General features: G+C 48.3%; 23 protein-coding genes. 12 read left to right on the forward strand and 11 right to left on the reverse strand.

The annotated features are described in order from the left end of the window. Positions 1–88: 88 nt before the first annotated feature. Together K9J17_06970 and K9J17_06975 are read right to left on the reverse strand one after the other, a co-directional pair. Positions 89–883: a sterol desaturase family protein gene (locus K9J17_06970; GenBank protein ID MCF8276458.1), complete on the reverse strand. Its 795-nt coding sequence runs from the start codon at positions 881–883 to the stop codon at positions 89–91. 79 nt (positions 884–962) lie between these two features. Next, positions 963–1,892: a LysR family transcriptional regulator gene (locus tag K9J17_06975; GenBank protein MCF8276459.1), complete on the reverse strand. Its 930-nt coding sequence runs from the start codon at positions 1,890–1,892 to the stop codon at positions 963–965. A 103-nt stretch (positions 1,893–1,995) separates the two neighbouring features. Between K9J17_06975 and K9J17_06980 the strand changes: the two genes are divergently transcribed. The 11 genes from K9J17_06980 (at position 1,996) to K9J17_07030 (ending at position 9,551) form a co-directional block, all read left to right on the forward strand. Next, positions 1,996–2,415, forward strand: a complete 420-nt coding sequence (locus K9J17_06980; protein MCF8276460.1) for a VOC family protein — start codon at positions 1,996–1,998, stop codon at positions 2,413–2,415. A 71-nt stretch (positions 2,416–2,486) separates the two neighbouring features. Continuing rightward, on the forward strand, positions 2,487–2,963 hold the full coding sequence (locus K9J17_06985) for a DNA starvation/stationary phase protection protein (protein MCF8276461.1): 477 nt from the start codon (positions 2,487–2,489) through the stop codon (positions 2,961–2,963). A 152-nt stretch (positions 2,964–3,115) separates the two neighbouring features. Continuing rightward, the gene (locus tag K9J17_06990; GenBank protein MCF8276462.1) at positions 3,116–4,213 is read left to right on the forward strand and encodes a DUF4118 domain-containing protein; all 1,098 of its coding nucleotides are present in this window, start codon (positions 3,116–3,118) and stop codon (positions 4,211–4,213) included. Beyond that, positions 4,206–4,883 carry a response regulator gene (locus tag K9J17_06995; protein ID MCF8276463.1) on the forward strand — a complete coding sequence of 226 codons (678 nt, stop codon included), beginning with the start codon at positions 4,206–4,208 and terminating at the stop codon, positions 4,881–4,883. The genes K9J17_06990 and K9J17_06995 overlap by 8 nt, the downstream gene beginning before the upstream one ends. 95 nt (positions 4,884–4,978) lie before the next feature. Continuing rightward, complete coding sequence (locus K9J17_07000; GenBank protein MCF8276464.1) at positions 4,979–5,125, forward strand: hypothetical protein; 147 nt, start codon at positions 4,979–4,981, stop codon at positions 5,123–5,125. 2 nt (positions 5,126–5,127) lie between these two features. Next, positions 5,128–5,265, forward strand: coding sequence for a hypothetical protein (locus tag K9J17_07005; protein ID MCF8276465.1), 138 nt, complete (start codon positions 5,128–5,130; stop codon positions 5,263–5,265). 41 nt (positions 5,266–5,306) lie between these two features. Beyond that, positions 5,307–6,866, forward strand: a complete 1,560-nt coding sequence (locus K9J17_07010; protein ID MCF8276466.1) for a TrkH family potassium uptake protein — start codon at positions 5,307–5,309, stop codon at positions 6,864–6,866. 10 nt (positions 6,867–6,876) lie between these two features. Next, positions 6,877–7,557 carry a TrkA family potassium uptake protein gene (locus tag K9J17_07015; protein MCF8276467.1) on the forward strand — a complete coding sequence of 227 codons (681 nt, stop codon included), beginning with the start codon at positions 6,877–6,879 and terminating at the stop codon, positions 7,555–7,557. Next, positions 7,557–8,675, forward strand: coding sequence for a porin (locus tag K9J17_07020; GenBank protein MCF8276468.1), 1,119 nt, complete (start codon positions 7,557–7,559; stop codon positions 8,673–8,675). Before K9J17_07015 ends, K9J17_07020 begins: the two co-directional genes overlap by 1 nt. A 105-nt stretch (positions 8,676–8,780) precedes the next feature. Beyond that, positions 8,781–9,011, forward strand: a complete 231-nt coding sequence (locus K9J17_07025) for a helix-turn-helix domain-containing protein (protein MCF8276469.1) — start codon at positions 8,781–8,783, stop codon at positions 9,009–9,011. A 12-nt stretch (positions 9,012–9,023) separates the two neighbouring features. Further along, a complete protein-coding gene (locus K9J17_07030; protein MCF8276470.1) occupies positions 9,024–9,551 on the forward strand; it encodes a hypothetical protein in 528 nt (175 codons plus the stop codon). A gap of 314 nt (positions 9,552–9,865) precedes the next feature. On the opposite strand, the gene K9J17_07035 is transcribed toward K9J17_07030, so the two are convergent. The 9 genes from K9J17_07035 to K9J17_07075 form a co-directional block, all read right to left on the reverse strand. Continuing rightward, positions 9,866–11,338 (reverse strand): SpoIIE family protein phosphatase, encoded by a 1,473-nt coding sequence (locus K9J17_07035; protein MCF8276471.1) that lies wholly within the window; start codon positions 11,336–11,338, stop codon positions 9,866–9,868. Between the two features lies 1 nt (position 11,339). Next, positions 11,340–11,876, reverse strand: a complete 537-nt coding sequence (locus tag K9J17_07040) for an AhpC/TSA family protein (protein ID MCF8276472.1) — start codon at positions 11,874–11,876, stop codon at positions 11,340–11,342. 7 nt (positions 11,877–11,883) lie between these two features. Next, complete coding sequence (locus K9J17_07045) at positions 11,884–12,519, reverse strand: AhpC/TSA family protein (GenBank protein MCF8276473.1); 636 nt, start codon at positions 12,517–12,519, stop codon at positions 11,884–11,886. A 38-nt stretch (positions 12,520–12,557) separates the two neighbouring features. After that, positions 12,558–13,031, reverse strand: coding sequence for a thioredoxin family protein (locus K9J17_07050; protein MCF8276474.1), 474 nt, complete (start codon positions 13,029–13,031; stop codon positions 12,558–12,560). A 52-nt stretch (positions 13,032–13,083) separates the two neighbouring features. Then, a complete protein-coding gene (locus K9J17_07055) occupies positions 13,084–13,590 on the reverse strand; it encodes a cytochrome P460 family protein (GenBank protein ID MCF8276475.1) in 507 nt (168 codons plus the stop codon). Positions 13,591–13,729: 139 nt separating this feature from the next. Beyond that, positions 13,730–14,326, reverse strand: a complete 597-nt coding sequence (locus K9J17_07060) for a YceI family protein (protein ID MCF8276476.1) — start codon at positions 14,324–14,326, stop codon at positions 13,730–13,732. Positions 14,327–14,404: 78 nt separating this feature from the next. Next, entirely contained in the window at positions 14,405–14,683 is a 279-nt protein-coding gene (locus K9J17_07065) for a zf-HC2 domain-containing protein (GenBank protein ID MCF8276477.1), read from the reverse strand. Continuing rightward, on the reverse strand, positions 14,676–15,227 hold the full coding sequence (locus K9J17_07070; protein MCF8276478.1) for a sigma-70 family RNA polymerase sigma factor: 552 nt from the start codon (positions 15,225–15,227) through the stop codon (positions 14,676–14,678). The genes K9J17_07065 and K9J17_07070 overlap by 8 nt, the downstream gene beginning before the upstream one ends. Before the next feature lie 9 nt (positions 15,228–15,236). Further along, positions 15,237–15,602, reverse strand: a complete 366-nt coding sequence (locus K9J17_07075) for a hypothetical protein (GenBank protein MCF8276479.1) — start codon at positions 15,600–15,602, stop codon at positions 15,237–15,239. Positions 15,603–15,693: 91 nt separating this feature from the next. On the opposite strand from K9J17_07075, the gene K9J17_07080 reads away from it, so the two are divergent. Then, a complete protein-coding gene (locus tag K9J17_07080; GenBank protein ID MCF8276480.1) occupies positions 15,694–16,113 on the forward strand; it encodes a DUF1440 domain-containing protein in 420 nt (139 codons plus the stop codon). Positions 16,114–16,121 lie beyond the last annotated feature (8 nt).

Genomic DNA, 16,121 nt, shown 5'->3' on the forward strand with positions numbered 1-16,121 from the left:
GCAATTATGATGATGTGGGTTCGCTAAAGGTCGTTGAATTACGACAGCTTTGGCGTCAGTCGAAGACGAATTTGAAGAAATACGTCAACTAAGCCAATTCGGCCTCACAAATACGCTTCTTCTGCTCGGAAGGTTTGCGATTCTGAATCTCCTCCAAAGTCGCAGTGTACTTGGCATGTGTTGTTCCCATCCACTCGTCCCACCAACGGAAATAGAGCCCATAATTGCCATCAAAATACTTGTGATGCATATTATGATTCGTGCTCGTATTGAGCCAAAACCCGAGCTTACTCCGCGTAAGCCATTTCGGGAAGAATTCGTAACCGAGATGTCCCATCACGTTTTCCATGGTCATAACCACAAGGAAAAGCATCAGCGCGTACAAGTGCATGGGAATAATGAATGCCAAAACGATGATGATCCCAGATTCGACCATAGCTTCCAACGGATGGAACGCGAATGAAGCCCAAGGCGTTGGATTTGTGCTTTTATGATGCACCAGATGGAAGGCCTTGAAAAGCTTTGGATGATGCATCAATCGATGCGTCCAGTAGAAATAGGTGTCGTGAATCACAAGAGCAACGGGAATACTGAGCACAAACCACCAGATCGGGTAATCGGATATGTTCGCGTAAAGCTGTGTGTGGTCTTTTATGACAAATACGAGTAGGCCTGAAAGCCCGAAGAAAACGAAGGTGAGCAAGGAATAACCAATCTCGCGCTGATAGTCTTTACGAACTGGAAATTTGGCCTGAATCCTTCGCCATGCGATTGAATTCTTGAACCAGAAGTAGCACGGAAAGAAGACGAGCGATGCAAAAAACAGGTATCGCAATGTGACGATGACGAAAACCTTGAGCCAGATGAAAAAATATGCTTCCATGCCATGAAGGTAAAGATGTTGGCGCATTTAATCAGTGGAGAATCAATCAATAGCTCATCCAATTAAACGATATGTCGGTTTAGAGCGCCACCACTTCGCCTTGCGCTTCCAACAAACGTGCAGGAACTGAATCTCGGATGGAGTCGGCCAAAGCATTGATCATTGCGGTTTTTACGTGCACACGATTGGTGGCGATACTCACTTCTCGAATGGGCAGATTCCCCTTGAATTCACGAAGCAATTCTCGCTTTGCATCATCAAGGTTAATGGTTGCAAGAAATGGAAGAATCGTCATGCCACGATGATGTTCAACCAATCGTTCTAGCGTTTCTAAGGAACCGCTTTCGAATACGAAAGTGTGCGTCTCATCTTTCTGATGTGCTTTGCAAATATTGAGCACTTGAGCGCGAAGACAATGACCTTCTGAAAGAAGCCAAATGTCGTCCAGATCGAGGTCGGAAACGGCAATTTCAGCTTTTGAGAAAAGGCGATGATTTCTCCCCACGTATCCAACCATTGGCTCGTTGAAAAGCACCATTTCTTGAATACCTTTTTCCTCTATTGGAGTAACCAGAATACCCAGGTCAAGTTCATCTTTTCGGAGTTTCTCCACAATCATGTTGGTTTGGAGTTCCTGTACCAGCAGACGGATGTTCGGGAAATCACGCTCAAATAGAGGTACAAAAAGTGGCAAGAGATAGGGAGCCAAGGTTGGAATGATTCCTATCTTCAATTCGCCCGTGAGTTTTCCCTCCTGTTCTTTCACCAACTCCTTCAAACGTTCCGCTTCGCGAAGGACTGCGTAAGCCTGCGCCACGATTCTCTCGCCCAAGGGTGTTGGAATGAGCGGCTTTTTAGATCGATCGAAAATCTTGACTCCAAGCTGTTCTTCGAGCTTTTGTACTTGCATCGTGAGCGATGGCTGTGTCACAAAACATCGCTCGGCAGCTCGCACAAAGTTGCGTTCAATATCAAGTGCGCGGATGTATTCTAATTGTTGAAGTGTCATTAAATAGTTTTAAACTATTCAAATATAGATACTATTGATTTGACTGATAATGATTGAGCTAGCACCTTTGTATCAGAAATAATTATCCATAAACAACTACATCATGAAAACTCAATCATATTTAGAACACAACAACATTACGGTGAACAATTTGGATGAGGCAGTCAGGTTCATTCAAACAGCCATGCCTGAATTTAAAATACGCGGAGGTGGCGAGGACAATCAAAGACGTTGGCTCCACATTGGAACAGACGAATCGTATTTAGCACTCAGCGAATCTTTCGACAAGAAGAAAGGAAGTGATGATTACCTCTCTTTCGGATTCAATCACATGGGATTTGTGGTAGCTGACGCAAAAGCTGTCGGCAAGCGTCTTTCTGATGCGGGTTACAAGCGCAGTTACCCGTTGACTGAACAAAAGCACCGCATACGCGATTACTTTATAGATGCGGATGGCAATGAGTATGAATTCATTCAATATTTAAGTGACAAGCCGGAAGAGCGAAATTCGTACGATGACTAGCCCATGTGACCTAAGTCATACCAAGCCGACTTGAATAGACGACCTTTAAAAAAACCGAAAAGACAGAAAAGATGAGCACAAATCAAATAGGATTGAACACCAATCAATCGAATGAACTGGCTAAGGAGTTGAATACGCTTTTGGCAACATATCAAATGTTCTATCAGAATCTTCGTGGTTTTCATTGGAACATTCAAGGATCAAGTTTCTTTGAACTTCACTTGAAATTTGAAGAGTTGTATAACGATGCGATTCTGAAGGTGGATGAAATTGCAGAACGCGTTCTGACTTTAGGAGAGACCCCTTACCACACCTTTACTTCGTATTTGGAACATTCGACCATTAAGGAAGCTGCAAATGTGCATGATGGCCAAGGAACCGTTTCAACAACTCTCGCCAATTTGAAAACGTTATTGGAAATGGAACGGAAAATCCTTGACATGGCAGGAGAAGCTGGCGATGAAGGAACGAATTCGCAAATGAGTGATTACATCACGCAGCAGGAAAAGACTGTTTGGATGTTGACGGCATATTTGGGAAAAAAGTAAAATGAGAAAAGGGAAAAAGGGAAAACGTGTCTCGAATGGGCACGTTTTCCCTTTTTCATTTTCTCCTTCTTCAAATTCAGAACAACTCATTCAGGTTTTTCTGAATAGTTTCTGAGTTTTGGCAGCAAAATAGGATTGCCGAATTTCATTGAATGAATAAACTCACCTCTTCGGTTCTGATTTTCTGGTTGCAGAAAACTGCCAACCAATACCTGATAAGCCTACTGCTTATCGTGCTTACATCGGTTTTCTGTCATTTTGTGACCGATGCCATTGGGTATAGGGTTGTAGCCCTTATCCTACTCTTGGAAGTTTCGTTCCTGGCCATGGTATTCAGCATCCTGCCAACCTTGGCCACAGCCGTACTGAGTGCTTTGGTATGGAATTTCTTTTTCATTCCTCCCACCTACAAGTTTGTGATAGAATCTGCCGAGGACACGCTTCTGTTCATCATGTACTTCGCTGTGGCCTTGATCAATGCGGTTCTCACCTTTAAGGTCAGACAGTTGGAAAAACAGGCGCAGGATAAGGAAGGTCGGGAACGGACGATCAGGCTTTACAATACGATGCTCAATTCGCTTTCGCACGAATTGAGAACCCCGATCTCCACCATCATCGGTTCGGTCGATACCATTAAAGGAAACGCTGACCGCTTGTCCGAAGCCGACCGATCGGAACTCATCAATGAAATTGAACTCGCGGGGCTGCGACTGAACAGTCAGGTCGGAAATCTTCTCGACATGAGCCGATTGGAAGCGGGTGTACTGCAACCAAAGAATGACTGGTGCGACCTGAATGAACTGGTGCACAAGGTGGTGGTTGATATTCGGGCAACTTGGCCTGAAAGAACGGTTCAATTCGAAAGCAATGACGACCTGTCGTTGTTCAAGACCGACCACGGGCTGGTGGCGCAGACGGTTCATAACCTTCTTCAAAATGCGGTGCAGCACACTCCACCAACAGCCACCATGAAAATTGAGGCGCATGGAACCTCAGAAGGGTTCAGTATCGTGATCATCGATAACGGCCCAGGATTTCCAGAGGAACACATCATCTCTGCCTTCGATAAGTTTTATCGCTTGCCTGAAGCTGCTTCCGGTGGTATCGGTCTCGGACTGTCCATTGTCAAAGGATTTGTGGAAGTTCTTGGTGGTTCTGTCAAATTGGAGAACGTACCTACTGGAGGTGCCAGATTTACCATTGGCATTCCTGCCGAAACGTCTAAAATGAACAAACTCGAACATGAATAAGGCCGAAATTCTGATTATTGATGATGAACCGCAGATAAGGAAGTTGCTACAGATCAGCCTGGAAAGCAATAGCTACAAGGTGAATCAGGCCGCAACGGCCAAAGAAGGCATCTTATTGGCCGCCAATCACCCGCCCGACCTTATTCTTCTCGACATCGGTCTGCCAGACAAGGATGGACACCAGTTGCTAAAAGAACTACGTCAATGGTACGACCGCCCCATCATCATGCTATCGGTCAGGAACAGTGAGGAAGATATTGTAGCCGCGCTCGACAATGGTGCCACCGACTATCTGTGCAAACCTTTCCGAACAGGCGAACTGATGGCGCGGATACGCTCAACGCTGAGGCGTAGCAGTTCCGATCATGCAGAGACCGTTCTACAGTTCAGCAACATTGTAGTGGATCTGATTGCCCGCGTGGTGAAACGCCATGGTGAGGTGGTGAAGCTTACGACCACCGAATACAATCTGCTGGTGCTCTTTGCAAAGAACGAAGGCCGAGTGCTCACCCATCAGTTCATTCTGCGAGAGGTCTGGGGTGTCGGTTATCAGACCGAAACGCAGTATCTGAGGGTGTATGTGGGGCAACTGCGCAAAAAATTGGAGGACAACCCCAATGCGCCCAAACACTTCATCACCGAAACAGGCATTGGATACCGCTTCCAATAGTCTTTATACAATCTTTATACCTGCCCCTTTTCTTTTATTCTGCCCTTATGCGCTGAGGACTTACTTCGTCCCGTTAAGCATTGATGCTTCAAACCGTGGCAGACACACTTCTACTTGAACCGAATGTTGACCTGACTTCAGACCATCTGATGCAGGTAATAGGGCTTACCATCATGGTCGGGCTGGTGGTCTGGATGTTTTACATCGGCATTCGAGAAGCATTCAAGAAAAGAGGAAAATAGCCATGCCAGAGGACGAAGACGAAAAACCCTACACCTCATTCCAAGATTGGAAAAAGGAAGTGGCACACCTCAAGTGGCCTTCCATCATTTCCCTCATCTTATTGTTCATCCTCATCGTTCTCTATGATGTGTTTTTCTAAAGAGATCCACCTGGGCACAAGCACCGAAAAGAATTGAGAAGATGTACCGAACATTCATAAAACAGATAGCTAGCCTTCAGATCATTCTGGGCTTTGTAATTCTCATCCCATCCATCGTTGCCATCATCTATGGCGAATGGTATTCCTTGGCAAGCTTTGCCCTTTCGGGCAGCTTCGTTCTTGCCACCGCCTATCTCATCTACCGCTCTTTAAGGAAGACTGAGGAGCCCCAGTATCGGCATTCCCTCGCCATTGCCGCGCTCGGCTGGATCATGATCATCACGCTGGGAGCATTGCCCTATTTCGTGGCCGCCCATCTGACCCCGTTGGAGGTCATGCAACAATTCGTGCCTGCGGGACAGGACTACACATCGAGTCTACTGAACTTCAAAAATCCCTTGCACGCCCTGTTTGAAAGCACAAGTGCCTTCACCACCACTGGGCTGACCATGGCCTATCATGAACCATCCGTAGGCAAGACCGTGCTCTTTTACCGCTCGCTGTCGCAATGGGTCGGTGGTGCGGGCTTCATTGTGATGGCCTTGGCCGTGTTCCGGCAGCTTCCTGGACAAGGGGCCATGCTCCTTTATGGGTCGGAAGCAAGCGGGACCAAGCTGCGCACAACGGTCATTCAAACGGCACAGGCCATTTGGAAGACCTATCTCACGCTGACCCTGTTGGTCACCGCGTATATCTTCATTGGAACGCTCCTCATCCTGCCTGAATATCCCTTGGGAGAAAGCCTGTTCGATGCCATCAACCACGCCATGGCCGCACAGTCAACAGGCGGGTTCAGCACCTTGGACGACAGCATTGCCGGATATGGCTCGGCCAAAATGGATGCACTTTTCATTCTTCCCATGATCCTCGGAGGACTATCCATACCGTTTCTCTATCGTTTCATGTTCCAAGGCAGGATAACGGAGGTTTGGAACGACATTCAGACGCGCGCCATGCTCATTGCCTGTGTGCTGGGTAGCATCGGACTTTCGGTATTGCTGATGTATTCGGGCATCGTGTCGGATTCGATGCGCGAAGGTGCGTTCCAATACGTGAGCGCCCTCACCACCACGGGCTGGCAGACATCCAATATCGGGGCGTGGGACGACCTTTCGGTGCTTTTCATTGTGGCCGCAGCCATGATAGTAGGAGGTTCGGCCGGTGCCACTGTTGGTGGTATCAAGATACTCAGAGCGCTCATCCTTCAAAAAGGACTACGTTGGCATGTGTCCAAGGTGTTCCTGTCTCGCAATACCATCAAGGCCGTGAAATTCAATGGAGAGACCCTACTTCCTGAAAGGATGAACAGAGAATTGGCCAATGCGGGCATTTTCACTCTCATTTATATTCTATTCCTCTTCATTTCAACCATGATCACGGTTGCCCTCATGGGAACCGATTTCACATTGGCTGACGCCATTTTTGAAGCAGCTTCAGCCCAAGGTACGGTTGGACTTTCCACTGGAATAACCGACCCTTCCATGTCAAGCATCCTCGAAATAGTTTACATCATTCAGATGTGGGCCGGAAGATTGGAGATCATACCCGTGCTCGTACTCACCAGGGTACTGTTGTTCGGTTCAAAACCACGAATCATATAAAATCAAACTCATGCACATAATCATAGTAGGCGCAGGAAGAACAGGCAAACACGTCATAGAGTCGGCCATTGCCGACCATCACGAAGTTTTTGTCATTGAAGCAAGTAAGGAACGGGCCGAGTGGGTGTCCTCCCATTACGATTGCATTGTGATAAATGCCTTGGCAAACAACCCAGAGGTGCTTATGGAGGCAAAGGCCGAGCAGGCCGATGCCATTATTATCACCACAAGTGATGATGCTGTTAACATGATGGTGGTGCTGTTGGCAAGGGAATTGGGCACCAAAAGGTTGGTCAGTTCGGTCAACCGGGAAGGGTACATCCCTGTTTTTGAACAATTGGGCATAGATGTGGTGGAAAGCCCTTATCGCCTCAACGGAAGATACCTCTACCGTGCTGTTCAGGAACCGAATGTGAAGGAATTCCTTGATCTGGGCGATGGCATTGAGATCATTGAACTGGAAGTATCTGCGGGATCGGTGGTTGAAGGGAAACTGATAAAGGAACTGAACAAGCAACGGATGCTGCCCGCAAATTCAAGGGTTGTGGTCATCAAACGCAGCAGTCAGCTCATTGTGCCTGAAGGCGATACGCGCATAAACGTAGGTGATATAGTGGCCGTGTTGACCTCAAAAGAAAACGTGTCAAAGGTGGATGCGCTTTTCGGGGTGAAAACGGCCGTTGTCGAGTGATGCGGCCCACACTCATCCTTCTGTTCGTCCTCACCAAGCTACTGACGCTGGAAACAGTGGCCCAGAACGATACAGCTTGGTCAGGAAAACCGCAACTCGACCTTACGGTTTTCCTAGAAACCTTCTATTCGTACAGTATCAATCGGCCTGAAACCGAAACCCGACAACCATTCCTTTACAATTACAACAGGCACAGCCAGTTCAACCTGAACCTGGGGCTGTTGAAATTCAGCCTAACCCACGCCAAGTATCGCGCTGGACTGGCCTTGCAGGTGGGTACTTATGTTGCCGACAACTATGCGGCTGAACCGCCCGTTCTCAAGAACATCCATGAAGCAAGCATCGGCCTTGCCATCGACCGAAAGAACAAGCTGTGGCTGGATGCGGGCATTTTCGGTTCGCACATCGGTTTCGAAAGTGCCATCGGAACTGATAACTGGACGCTGACACGCTCGTTGATTGCAGAGAATTCACCCTATTTCCTTGCAGGGGCCAAACTCAGCTACAGCCCCACTTCCAAGATCGACATCACGGCTCTTGTGCTGAACGGTTGGCAGCGCATTCGCACCGTTGGAGGAAACTCCATCCCTTCTTTCGGTACACAGCTCAGTGCGCGGCCATCCTCCAAGTTCAGCTTCAATTGGAGCACCTTCATTGGAACGGACGACCCCGACACCACCAGACGCATGCGCTATTTCAGCAACCTCTATTCCATTATCGCGGTCTCGAAGCGTGTTGGCATCACCCTCGGTTTTGATGCGGGCATACAGCAACGGAGCAGGGCAAGCAATGCCTATGAAGCGTGGTTCGGTGCCGTCATTATCGGAAGGGTGAAGGTGAGCAACAGGTGGTATTTGGCAACAAGGGCTGAATATTACCACGACCGGTCAGGTGTCATTGTCGCCCCACTCAATGGCTATGCTTTCACAACCTTCGGCCTTTCTGTGAATGCTGATTTCGTGCCCATTCCCAACCTTTTCTGCCGCGTTGAGGCCCGGTGGTTGAACGCACCCGCGCGAATGTTTGAGACAAACAATGGCCATTCAATGAATGATGTCTCATTCACAGCATCCATTGCTTACCGTCTGAAAACAGGATTGATCAAATCCACCCCTTAAGGATCATGTCAGTGGATGCGTTGCTCAAAATGAACTGTAACCCTCACAGGGTTACATGAAATCCAAACGAAGGCTTTCCATTTGTATTACAACTACCTGTAGTCGTTGAGGAACTTGGTTGGAGATAGGATAAGGGAACTCCGAAAACGGAAGAGTTTGACCCAACAGGAACTCGCAGACAGGTTGGAAGTGGATAGGCAGTATATCTGGAAAATTGAGAATGCAAAGGTCAATATCACTATGGATTATCTGGAAAAAGTCATTCGAAGCTTGGACTATAGCTACCATGAGTTCTTCCGTTTTCCAGAAGACCAAACAGAACGTGTAAACCCTTAAAACCCAAATATCATGAGTGTAAACAAGATCAGTTTTGAATTGACGGCACAGGAAAAGACGGACCTGAACACTGCGCTGACCACCATCCGCGGTATTCTGAACCCTAAGTGCATCAACCTCACACCCGATGGAAGAAAAGAGTTCGGCTCGGTGGGCGATGAACGCATTGCGTGGATATTGAAGGTGAGAAGCTATATGCAACAGTATCCGCAGATCATTCCATTCTTTGTGGATGCAGTGGAGCACGACAAGGATTTCAACGCGTTCGGGGACCTGATGCCTTTTGTGCAGCAGTTTGCGGAATTGACTGACATGCTTTCTGACACCAAGCTGCTTACCGGATACGACCTTTGGCAGAACAGCCTTTCAATCTACAACTATGTGGCGTTGTTGTCTGAACAGCAGAACATTCCGGGAATCACGCCACTGTACGAGGATCTTAAGAAGGAATTCCCTGGCCGTGGTCCGAAACCGACCTCTACTGAACCAACGGAGCCTGAAACTCCAGAAACCCCATCTGATACCAGCAGTCCTTCCTGATGTGGTGAAAGTATTTGCGTTGCATCTCTACGAGAATGGTGCCTCGAACATGCAAATGGCTGTCCGAGACACCATTTTTGCTGTTTTTCGGAGCAATTTTTCTGCGATTCACCGAAACGTTCATGTCCAGAACAGCAATTTTCCTGTTCGGAACTGAAAAATTGGTCTAAAACACAGCAATTTTCATCTGAAAGACAGAAACTTAGACGTTCAGAACCGCAATGGCTACTCAAGGAACGCCTGCAACGGATGAAATGAGAAAAGGGAAAACGTGTCTCGCAGTGGGCGCGTTTTTCTTTTTTCATCATTCGCCTTCAGACTGAAAACCCGAACAGACAGATGTCATCCACCTGCTCCTCTGCCCTTTTCCATTCATGAAGTTTTGAGATAAGTTGGGCCTTTCCTATATCGGCCATTGGCCCGTTGAGCGAGGCCAACCAACTGCGCAAGGAACGATGTCCCAGTTTCTTTCCTTGTTCGCCACCGAACTGATCCTGCAACCCGTCTGAATAGAGAAAATATCGGTCTGATGGGGTCATGGGCAATGCTACATCCATGAATGAACTTCCGTTCAACTGCTGTTCACCTATGCTTTTGCGTGTGGCATCCACCAATTGTGTATCGCCATCACGCACTACCAAAAGCGGCCTCCGTGCTCCAGCGTAAGTGATTGTGGCCAATGAGCGATCGATCAGGCAAATGCCCATGTCCATTCCATCTGAAGATTGTCCGCTCTGCTGGCAACCGAAAGCTTTACAGATGCGCATATCAACATACTTGAGAATGCCCGCAGGAGATGTAGCGCCTTCCATGTTCACGGCATCGTTGAGCAGATCATATCCCATGATCGTCATGAGCGCACCCGGAACGCCATGCCCTGTGCAATCAGCCACGGCAACCAATGCACGGTTTTCATCCAAGCGGTGAAACCAAAGGAAATCGCCACTTACGGTGTCCTTTGGCAGATCAATGAACAGTTGATCGGCAAAGAAGTCAGAAAGTTCGTCCCTACTGGGCTGAAGTGAGGTCTGCATACGTGCTGCATAACGGATGCCGGCCTCCAGATCCTCGGTCTTTTCGCGTAACTGTTCGTGGGTCTGTTTCAACTCCAGTTGACGCTTCTCATCCGATCGCATCATCACGCTTAGCGCTGCAAAAAGGATGATGGCAATAGCGCTGAATATGCCCAATGCCGCCCTGATATTGGCCACGGCATCGTCTTCGGCATACATCACAAAATCATCAAACGGATAGTCAACGGCCAGTGCTGCAATCTGCTTTCCATCGGCAGTACGCAATGGTATAAGCGCAGAAAGCCACGTTCCGTAAGCATCCGTGTACACAGGTATTACACCACCCTGCTCATAAACATCCAAATGTTCCTGTACATGCGAGGTGTAAAGTAGCCCGTAGGTGGATACGCCATGGCTGGAAATGCCCAACCGCAATTGGTTGGTGTCCTTATCGCAGGTAAGCGTGTAGATTGGGGTTTTCAATTCGTTTGCATCGAACGCATTCCGAAGAATGCGACTGAACTGGCCGTAAACCGAGTCTGTTTTAAGTTGTATCGTGTCGAAAGAACCTAAGGGATATTGTTCGAAAAGCGCCTGTAAAAGCTCAACGTCCAACCGTGGCTCCAAGGTAGTTGCCACCGAACGCAAGCGCTCCAACACCAATCGCTCAGACAGGTCGAGACTTCGTTTGTATTGCCCATAGATGAGAAACGCTGCCAAAAGCAGCATTCCCATCAATACGGTGGTCAATATCCGTGCTCGGAATTTCCGCATATCAACTTTTTGACCAGTGTGTGATGCGTTCAAGTTCGAGGTGATCACCGAAATGCTTTCCGTAATGGCTTTCGGAAATGCGCTGATCTCTTCCAATGAGGAAATCGGCCGGAATAATGGGTCTGTCCTTGGCCGCCTTGGTATTGAAGAACCCACTGGTCATTACCTGCCACATACGTTTGGGGCTGAGCATGGCCTTCACCATACCCGAAGCCGAACTTTCCACTCCGTACTTCCTGTACAGTTCGCCCGAAGGGTCAGGGATGATCGGAAACGGGGCCTGCTGCTTGCCGGCATACTCTGCTATCTGTGCTGCGGTAGAATTGAACACCACCATGACGTTCAGTCCGTGTGCCTTCAATTCGGGATAGGCGTTTATCAGTTCATGCAATCGGAGGTTGCAGAACGGACAGGCCGCACCACGGAAGAAACTCAGCAGCACCTTTTTTCCTTCGTAGGAAGAAAGCTGCACCGTATTGCCGAGATAATCGGATGTTTTGAAATCAATGGCCTTCTGATGGCGTTCCAATCTGCTCATGATCGTTTCAGTTTTTACTTGCCGCGATGATGGCAGCCACCGATGCGCGGTTCTTGTAGTTGGGGTCCACGTGCTTCGAAAGCACTTTTCCATCCGTGTCTATTAGAAATGTGGCGGGCACAGGCAATTGCTGGCTATCGTCCGAATGGGCATTCTTGAGGTCGGCACCCAACATGGTATTGTAAACTCCCAAGGTCTTCTGGTCGGGTCTGAACAGCACATCGAATGCTTTGGCAAAGGCATAATTGCGATCATGCACCAAGGTGAATGCGGCCTTGGTCTTTTCCTGCGTGCGTGTCAGCTTTTCCGGCTTTTCGGGAGATACGGCCACCACGTTGATGCCCGCATCTTTCAACACTTGCAGGCTGTCCTGCACATTGCTTAGATGTCGGCTGCACACGGGGCACCACTGTCCACGGTAAAAGATAACCACTGTTTTCCCTTTCTTCAGCTCTTTGTCAAGGTCATATTCCGAGCCATCGGCCAGTACGCCTTGCAGACCTGCTACCCTCTCTCCCACTTCAATTCCTTTCACCTCTTCCGCAGTGCGGTACTCTTGCGCCATAACGGTCTGGGCAGTCAGGATCTGAAACGCAGCGGCCACACAGGCAACAGGCAGTGTTCTCAAGTGTATCATCTTCATGTTTCGAATTTCATTTTTCAGATTTCCAATTTCTCTTTTCAGTGCCCACCGAGCGGACAGCCACCGGAAGAACTGGACTTTTGTTCCAAACTGAGTTCTTTGACCAGATCAGCAGCGCCAACATACCCTTTGATGGTCTTTTTGACGGTTCCATCAGGGTTAATCACCAACATGGTCGGATAACCGGATATGGCGTAGCGCTCTTTCAAGGCAGGTCCTTCGCCCTTCTCCATGTCCATATTCAAAGAAATGTAATTGGCATTCACGGTCTCTACCACAAGACCATCGGTCATAGTGGTGCTTGCCATTTTCTTACATACACCACACCACGAGGCATGGGCTTCCAACAGAATGGGCTTACCTGTTTCTGCCGAAAGTTTCAAGGCTTCTTCAAAAGAGCCTTCAAAATAGTTTATGGCAGGCGGGTTTTCGCGCTTAACCGCCCAACTGCTTGCTTCTGCTGTGGAGAACACTGCTATCAGCGATAAGATGGAAAGAAATGCTGTTTTCATGTTTTTGGGTTTAATGATGGCGGGCCATGAGACCCGCCATCGGTTATAATGTTTATTTGGAAAAAACGTAATCCTGATTGGCCGCGCCCGCATGGCAACCGCCACACATGCCGTTCATCAGGTTGGCTCCGCGCATTTCCATGCCGTTGTCCATGGCTATCTGCCCTTCGCCCATCAGCATGAACCACTCCCAGTCGCCATTCCCTGGGTTGAAACCGTTGCCTCTCTTGACCATGGCGGTATACTCATTGACCGTAGCGGATGGATTTGAAGAATGCTTAACGATCACGGTCCCGACAGGATATTCACCGTTCACAGGGTCTTGACCGTCCTTGAAATATACATTCCGCACCACCGTGCTGTCATTTCCACCGTGGGCCATAGCAGCCAAAGCGGGGTCGGCACCCTGTGCAGTGGCATCGAGTGACCAGTTCAGAAAGTCGTCAAAGGTGCTGTTGTCAGCAATGAACTCCTCCGGGTCCTCTTCTTTCGTACAAGAATTAAGCACAAACGACCCGCAAAGGCCAAGCATCAGTAGGTAAGCAACATTCTTCTTCATGTTAATTGATTTTGGTTATTGATTATTGAATTGATTTTGAATTTTCATTTAGGTCCGGCTGCGGAAATTGGTAGAGCGGGGGTTGCAATTCATGCAACCTGCCCGCCCAAACCAACCACCAACCACCAACCAATGTGTTCTATGCTTTACGGGTAAGTTCGAGGGTGACTTTGATCTCCACCTCATCGCCAACGACCGCTGATGCAGCCCAACTTCCGGACCCGATACCGTATTCGTTACGATTGATGGTGGTCTTGAGTTGAACTCCTGACACAAGCGTTCCTTTCTTCATCGGATGCTCGGTTTCACCGAGGATCTTGAACGGAAGCGCTACTTCCTTGGTCACATCGCGGATGGTGAGCTTGCCATGCACTACGTAATTGCCATTGCCCTTGTCTTCAAACTTGGTGGAGGCGAATGTCATCTTCGGAAATTTCTTGGCGTTGAAGAAATCTCCGCTTTGAAGGTGGCCGTCACGTTTGGCATCGCGGGTATCAATGCTTGCCACATCGATACTGAAATCGGCCTTGCTGTTCAGCAGATTGTCCTTGTCGAGTTTCACGCTTCCTTCAAAATTATTGAAGCGGCCATCAACTGGAATAAGGAAGTGATTGACAGCAAATGTTACCGAGCTGTGCGAATTGTCAATGTCCCAAGCTGGTGCATCGATTGGTTTGAATGCGCTCAGAACAGGAACGAGAATGAGAGCCAGAAATAAACTTGAAATTGTTTTCATGATGTAAGTGTTTTTTTTGATTTACACCATGATGGTCGGAGGTCAAGAGCGTTCCTTACACCCCTCTCGAAAAAAAAATCACTTTTCCTTATTCTCTTCGTTTTCGAGGTCTTTCAGAATGCGCATTTTCAGCTCTTCGCACTCTTCATGCACTTGAGGCAATTGGTCGCATTCGTCTTTCATGGCCGCGTCTATCATTGTAGTATGCGACTGATAATCTGAACAGGCCTTGCACATGCTGATGTGCAGCTTCAACTGAAATGTTTCAGTAGTGCTCAATTTCTTATCGAGCTTTTTCTCCATCAGCTCAGTGGCCTTACGGCACGAGAGCATCATTACGTTCATAATCTTACCCATTCGTCCAGTTTTTCTGCAGGCAGTCTCTTAATTTCAGTTTGGCGCGGTGCATGAGCTGCCAATAGTTGGTCGGTGATATGTTCAGTTCCTTACAGATGTGGTCGGCATCCAACTCTGAATAGTATTTCATCTGAATGACGGCAAAAAGGTTTTCGGGTAGCAGTTTTCGGCAGTGCAACAGTACGCGATTGAATTCGGCATTATCTAAAAGATGTACTTCCTCACCTGCCCGTGGCTGTGCCTCAGGTTTCCAATTGCCATCGGCATCAAAAAAATCGTCAGTCGAAACCATTTTTTCCGCTTCACGATAGTGCTTGCGGTAATGGTCCATCAACTTGTTTTTCAGTATCGAGAACAACCAAGTTCTTGCAGATGCCTCCTTATTGAAGTTGTCCCAGCCTTTGTAAGCGGCCAGAAAGGTTTCCTGTACAAGATCATCGGCACTTGTCGCATCCTTCACCCGTGCTTTTGCATAGGCTAACAGCTCGGCCGTGTGGTCGTTCACCAGTTTGGTGATGGTTGAAGTGGCCGTTTGCGTGGTCATGCGGCTAAGCTATGAGTTCGGTTCGGTTTTAGAAACTGCTGATCGTTTCTTTTTAGATCGGAAAGCATACTTGGTCAGCCCCGCCACATTCACCCAGAACATGGCAAAATAATGAGGCGCGGCAAATACCGCTTCGTAGGTTTTTCCTTTCCGTTCACCCCGCTCCTGTACGCAGGCCTCGCCTATGTATGACATCCGTTTCCAATGGTGCGACCATTGCCCTTCGCAGCCATGCTCAAATACTTCCCGTGCCGTGATGCGAATGCATTCCCGATGTCCTTTGGCATTGCAGTTCAGCTTTACCTGAGCGGTGTCTGTCTGGGCCGAAACGGCAACCGATAGCATCAAGAAGAAAAGCGTTATGTGGATTCGCATGGTGCCACAAATATCTGAGGTACCTGTAAGGAACTGGCAATCCGTCCGACCAATACCTCAGAAACATTCAAAAAACCAAAAACTAAGTAAAATGAATTCTAACGTATCAAAATCAGTTATTTCCGGTGTTGCCGGAACAGCGGTAATGACCGCCATCATGTTCATCGCTCCGATGATGGGCATGCCGAAAATGAACCCTGCCGAGATGCTTTCATCCATGTCAGGAATGCCTGTTGCTGCTGGCTGGGCCATGCACTTCATGATCGGTATTGTGTTCGCTGCTGCTTACGTTTACCTGTTTGCAGCAAAAGTGAAGATCGGCAACAGACTGCTGAAAGGTGCGGCTTTCGGTATGGCCGTTTTCATCTTTGCACAGGTGATGATGGGCATCATGGGGGCCATCATGGGCGGAATGCCGCAGCCCGAAGGTTCCATGGTTCTAATGATGATAGGAAGCGTCATGGGGCATGTGATCCACGGGGTTGTGGTGGTGGCTATTGTAAAGGAATAAGAAGACCT

Source organism: Flavobacteriales bacterium (assembly GCA_021739695.1).
GTDB lineage: Bacteria > Bacteroidota > Bacteroidia > UBA10329 > UBA10329 > UBA10329.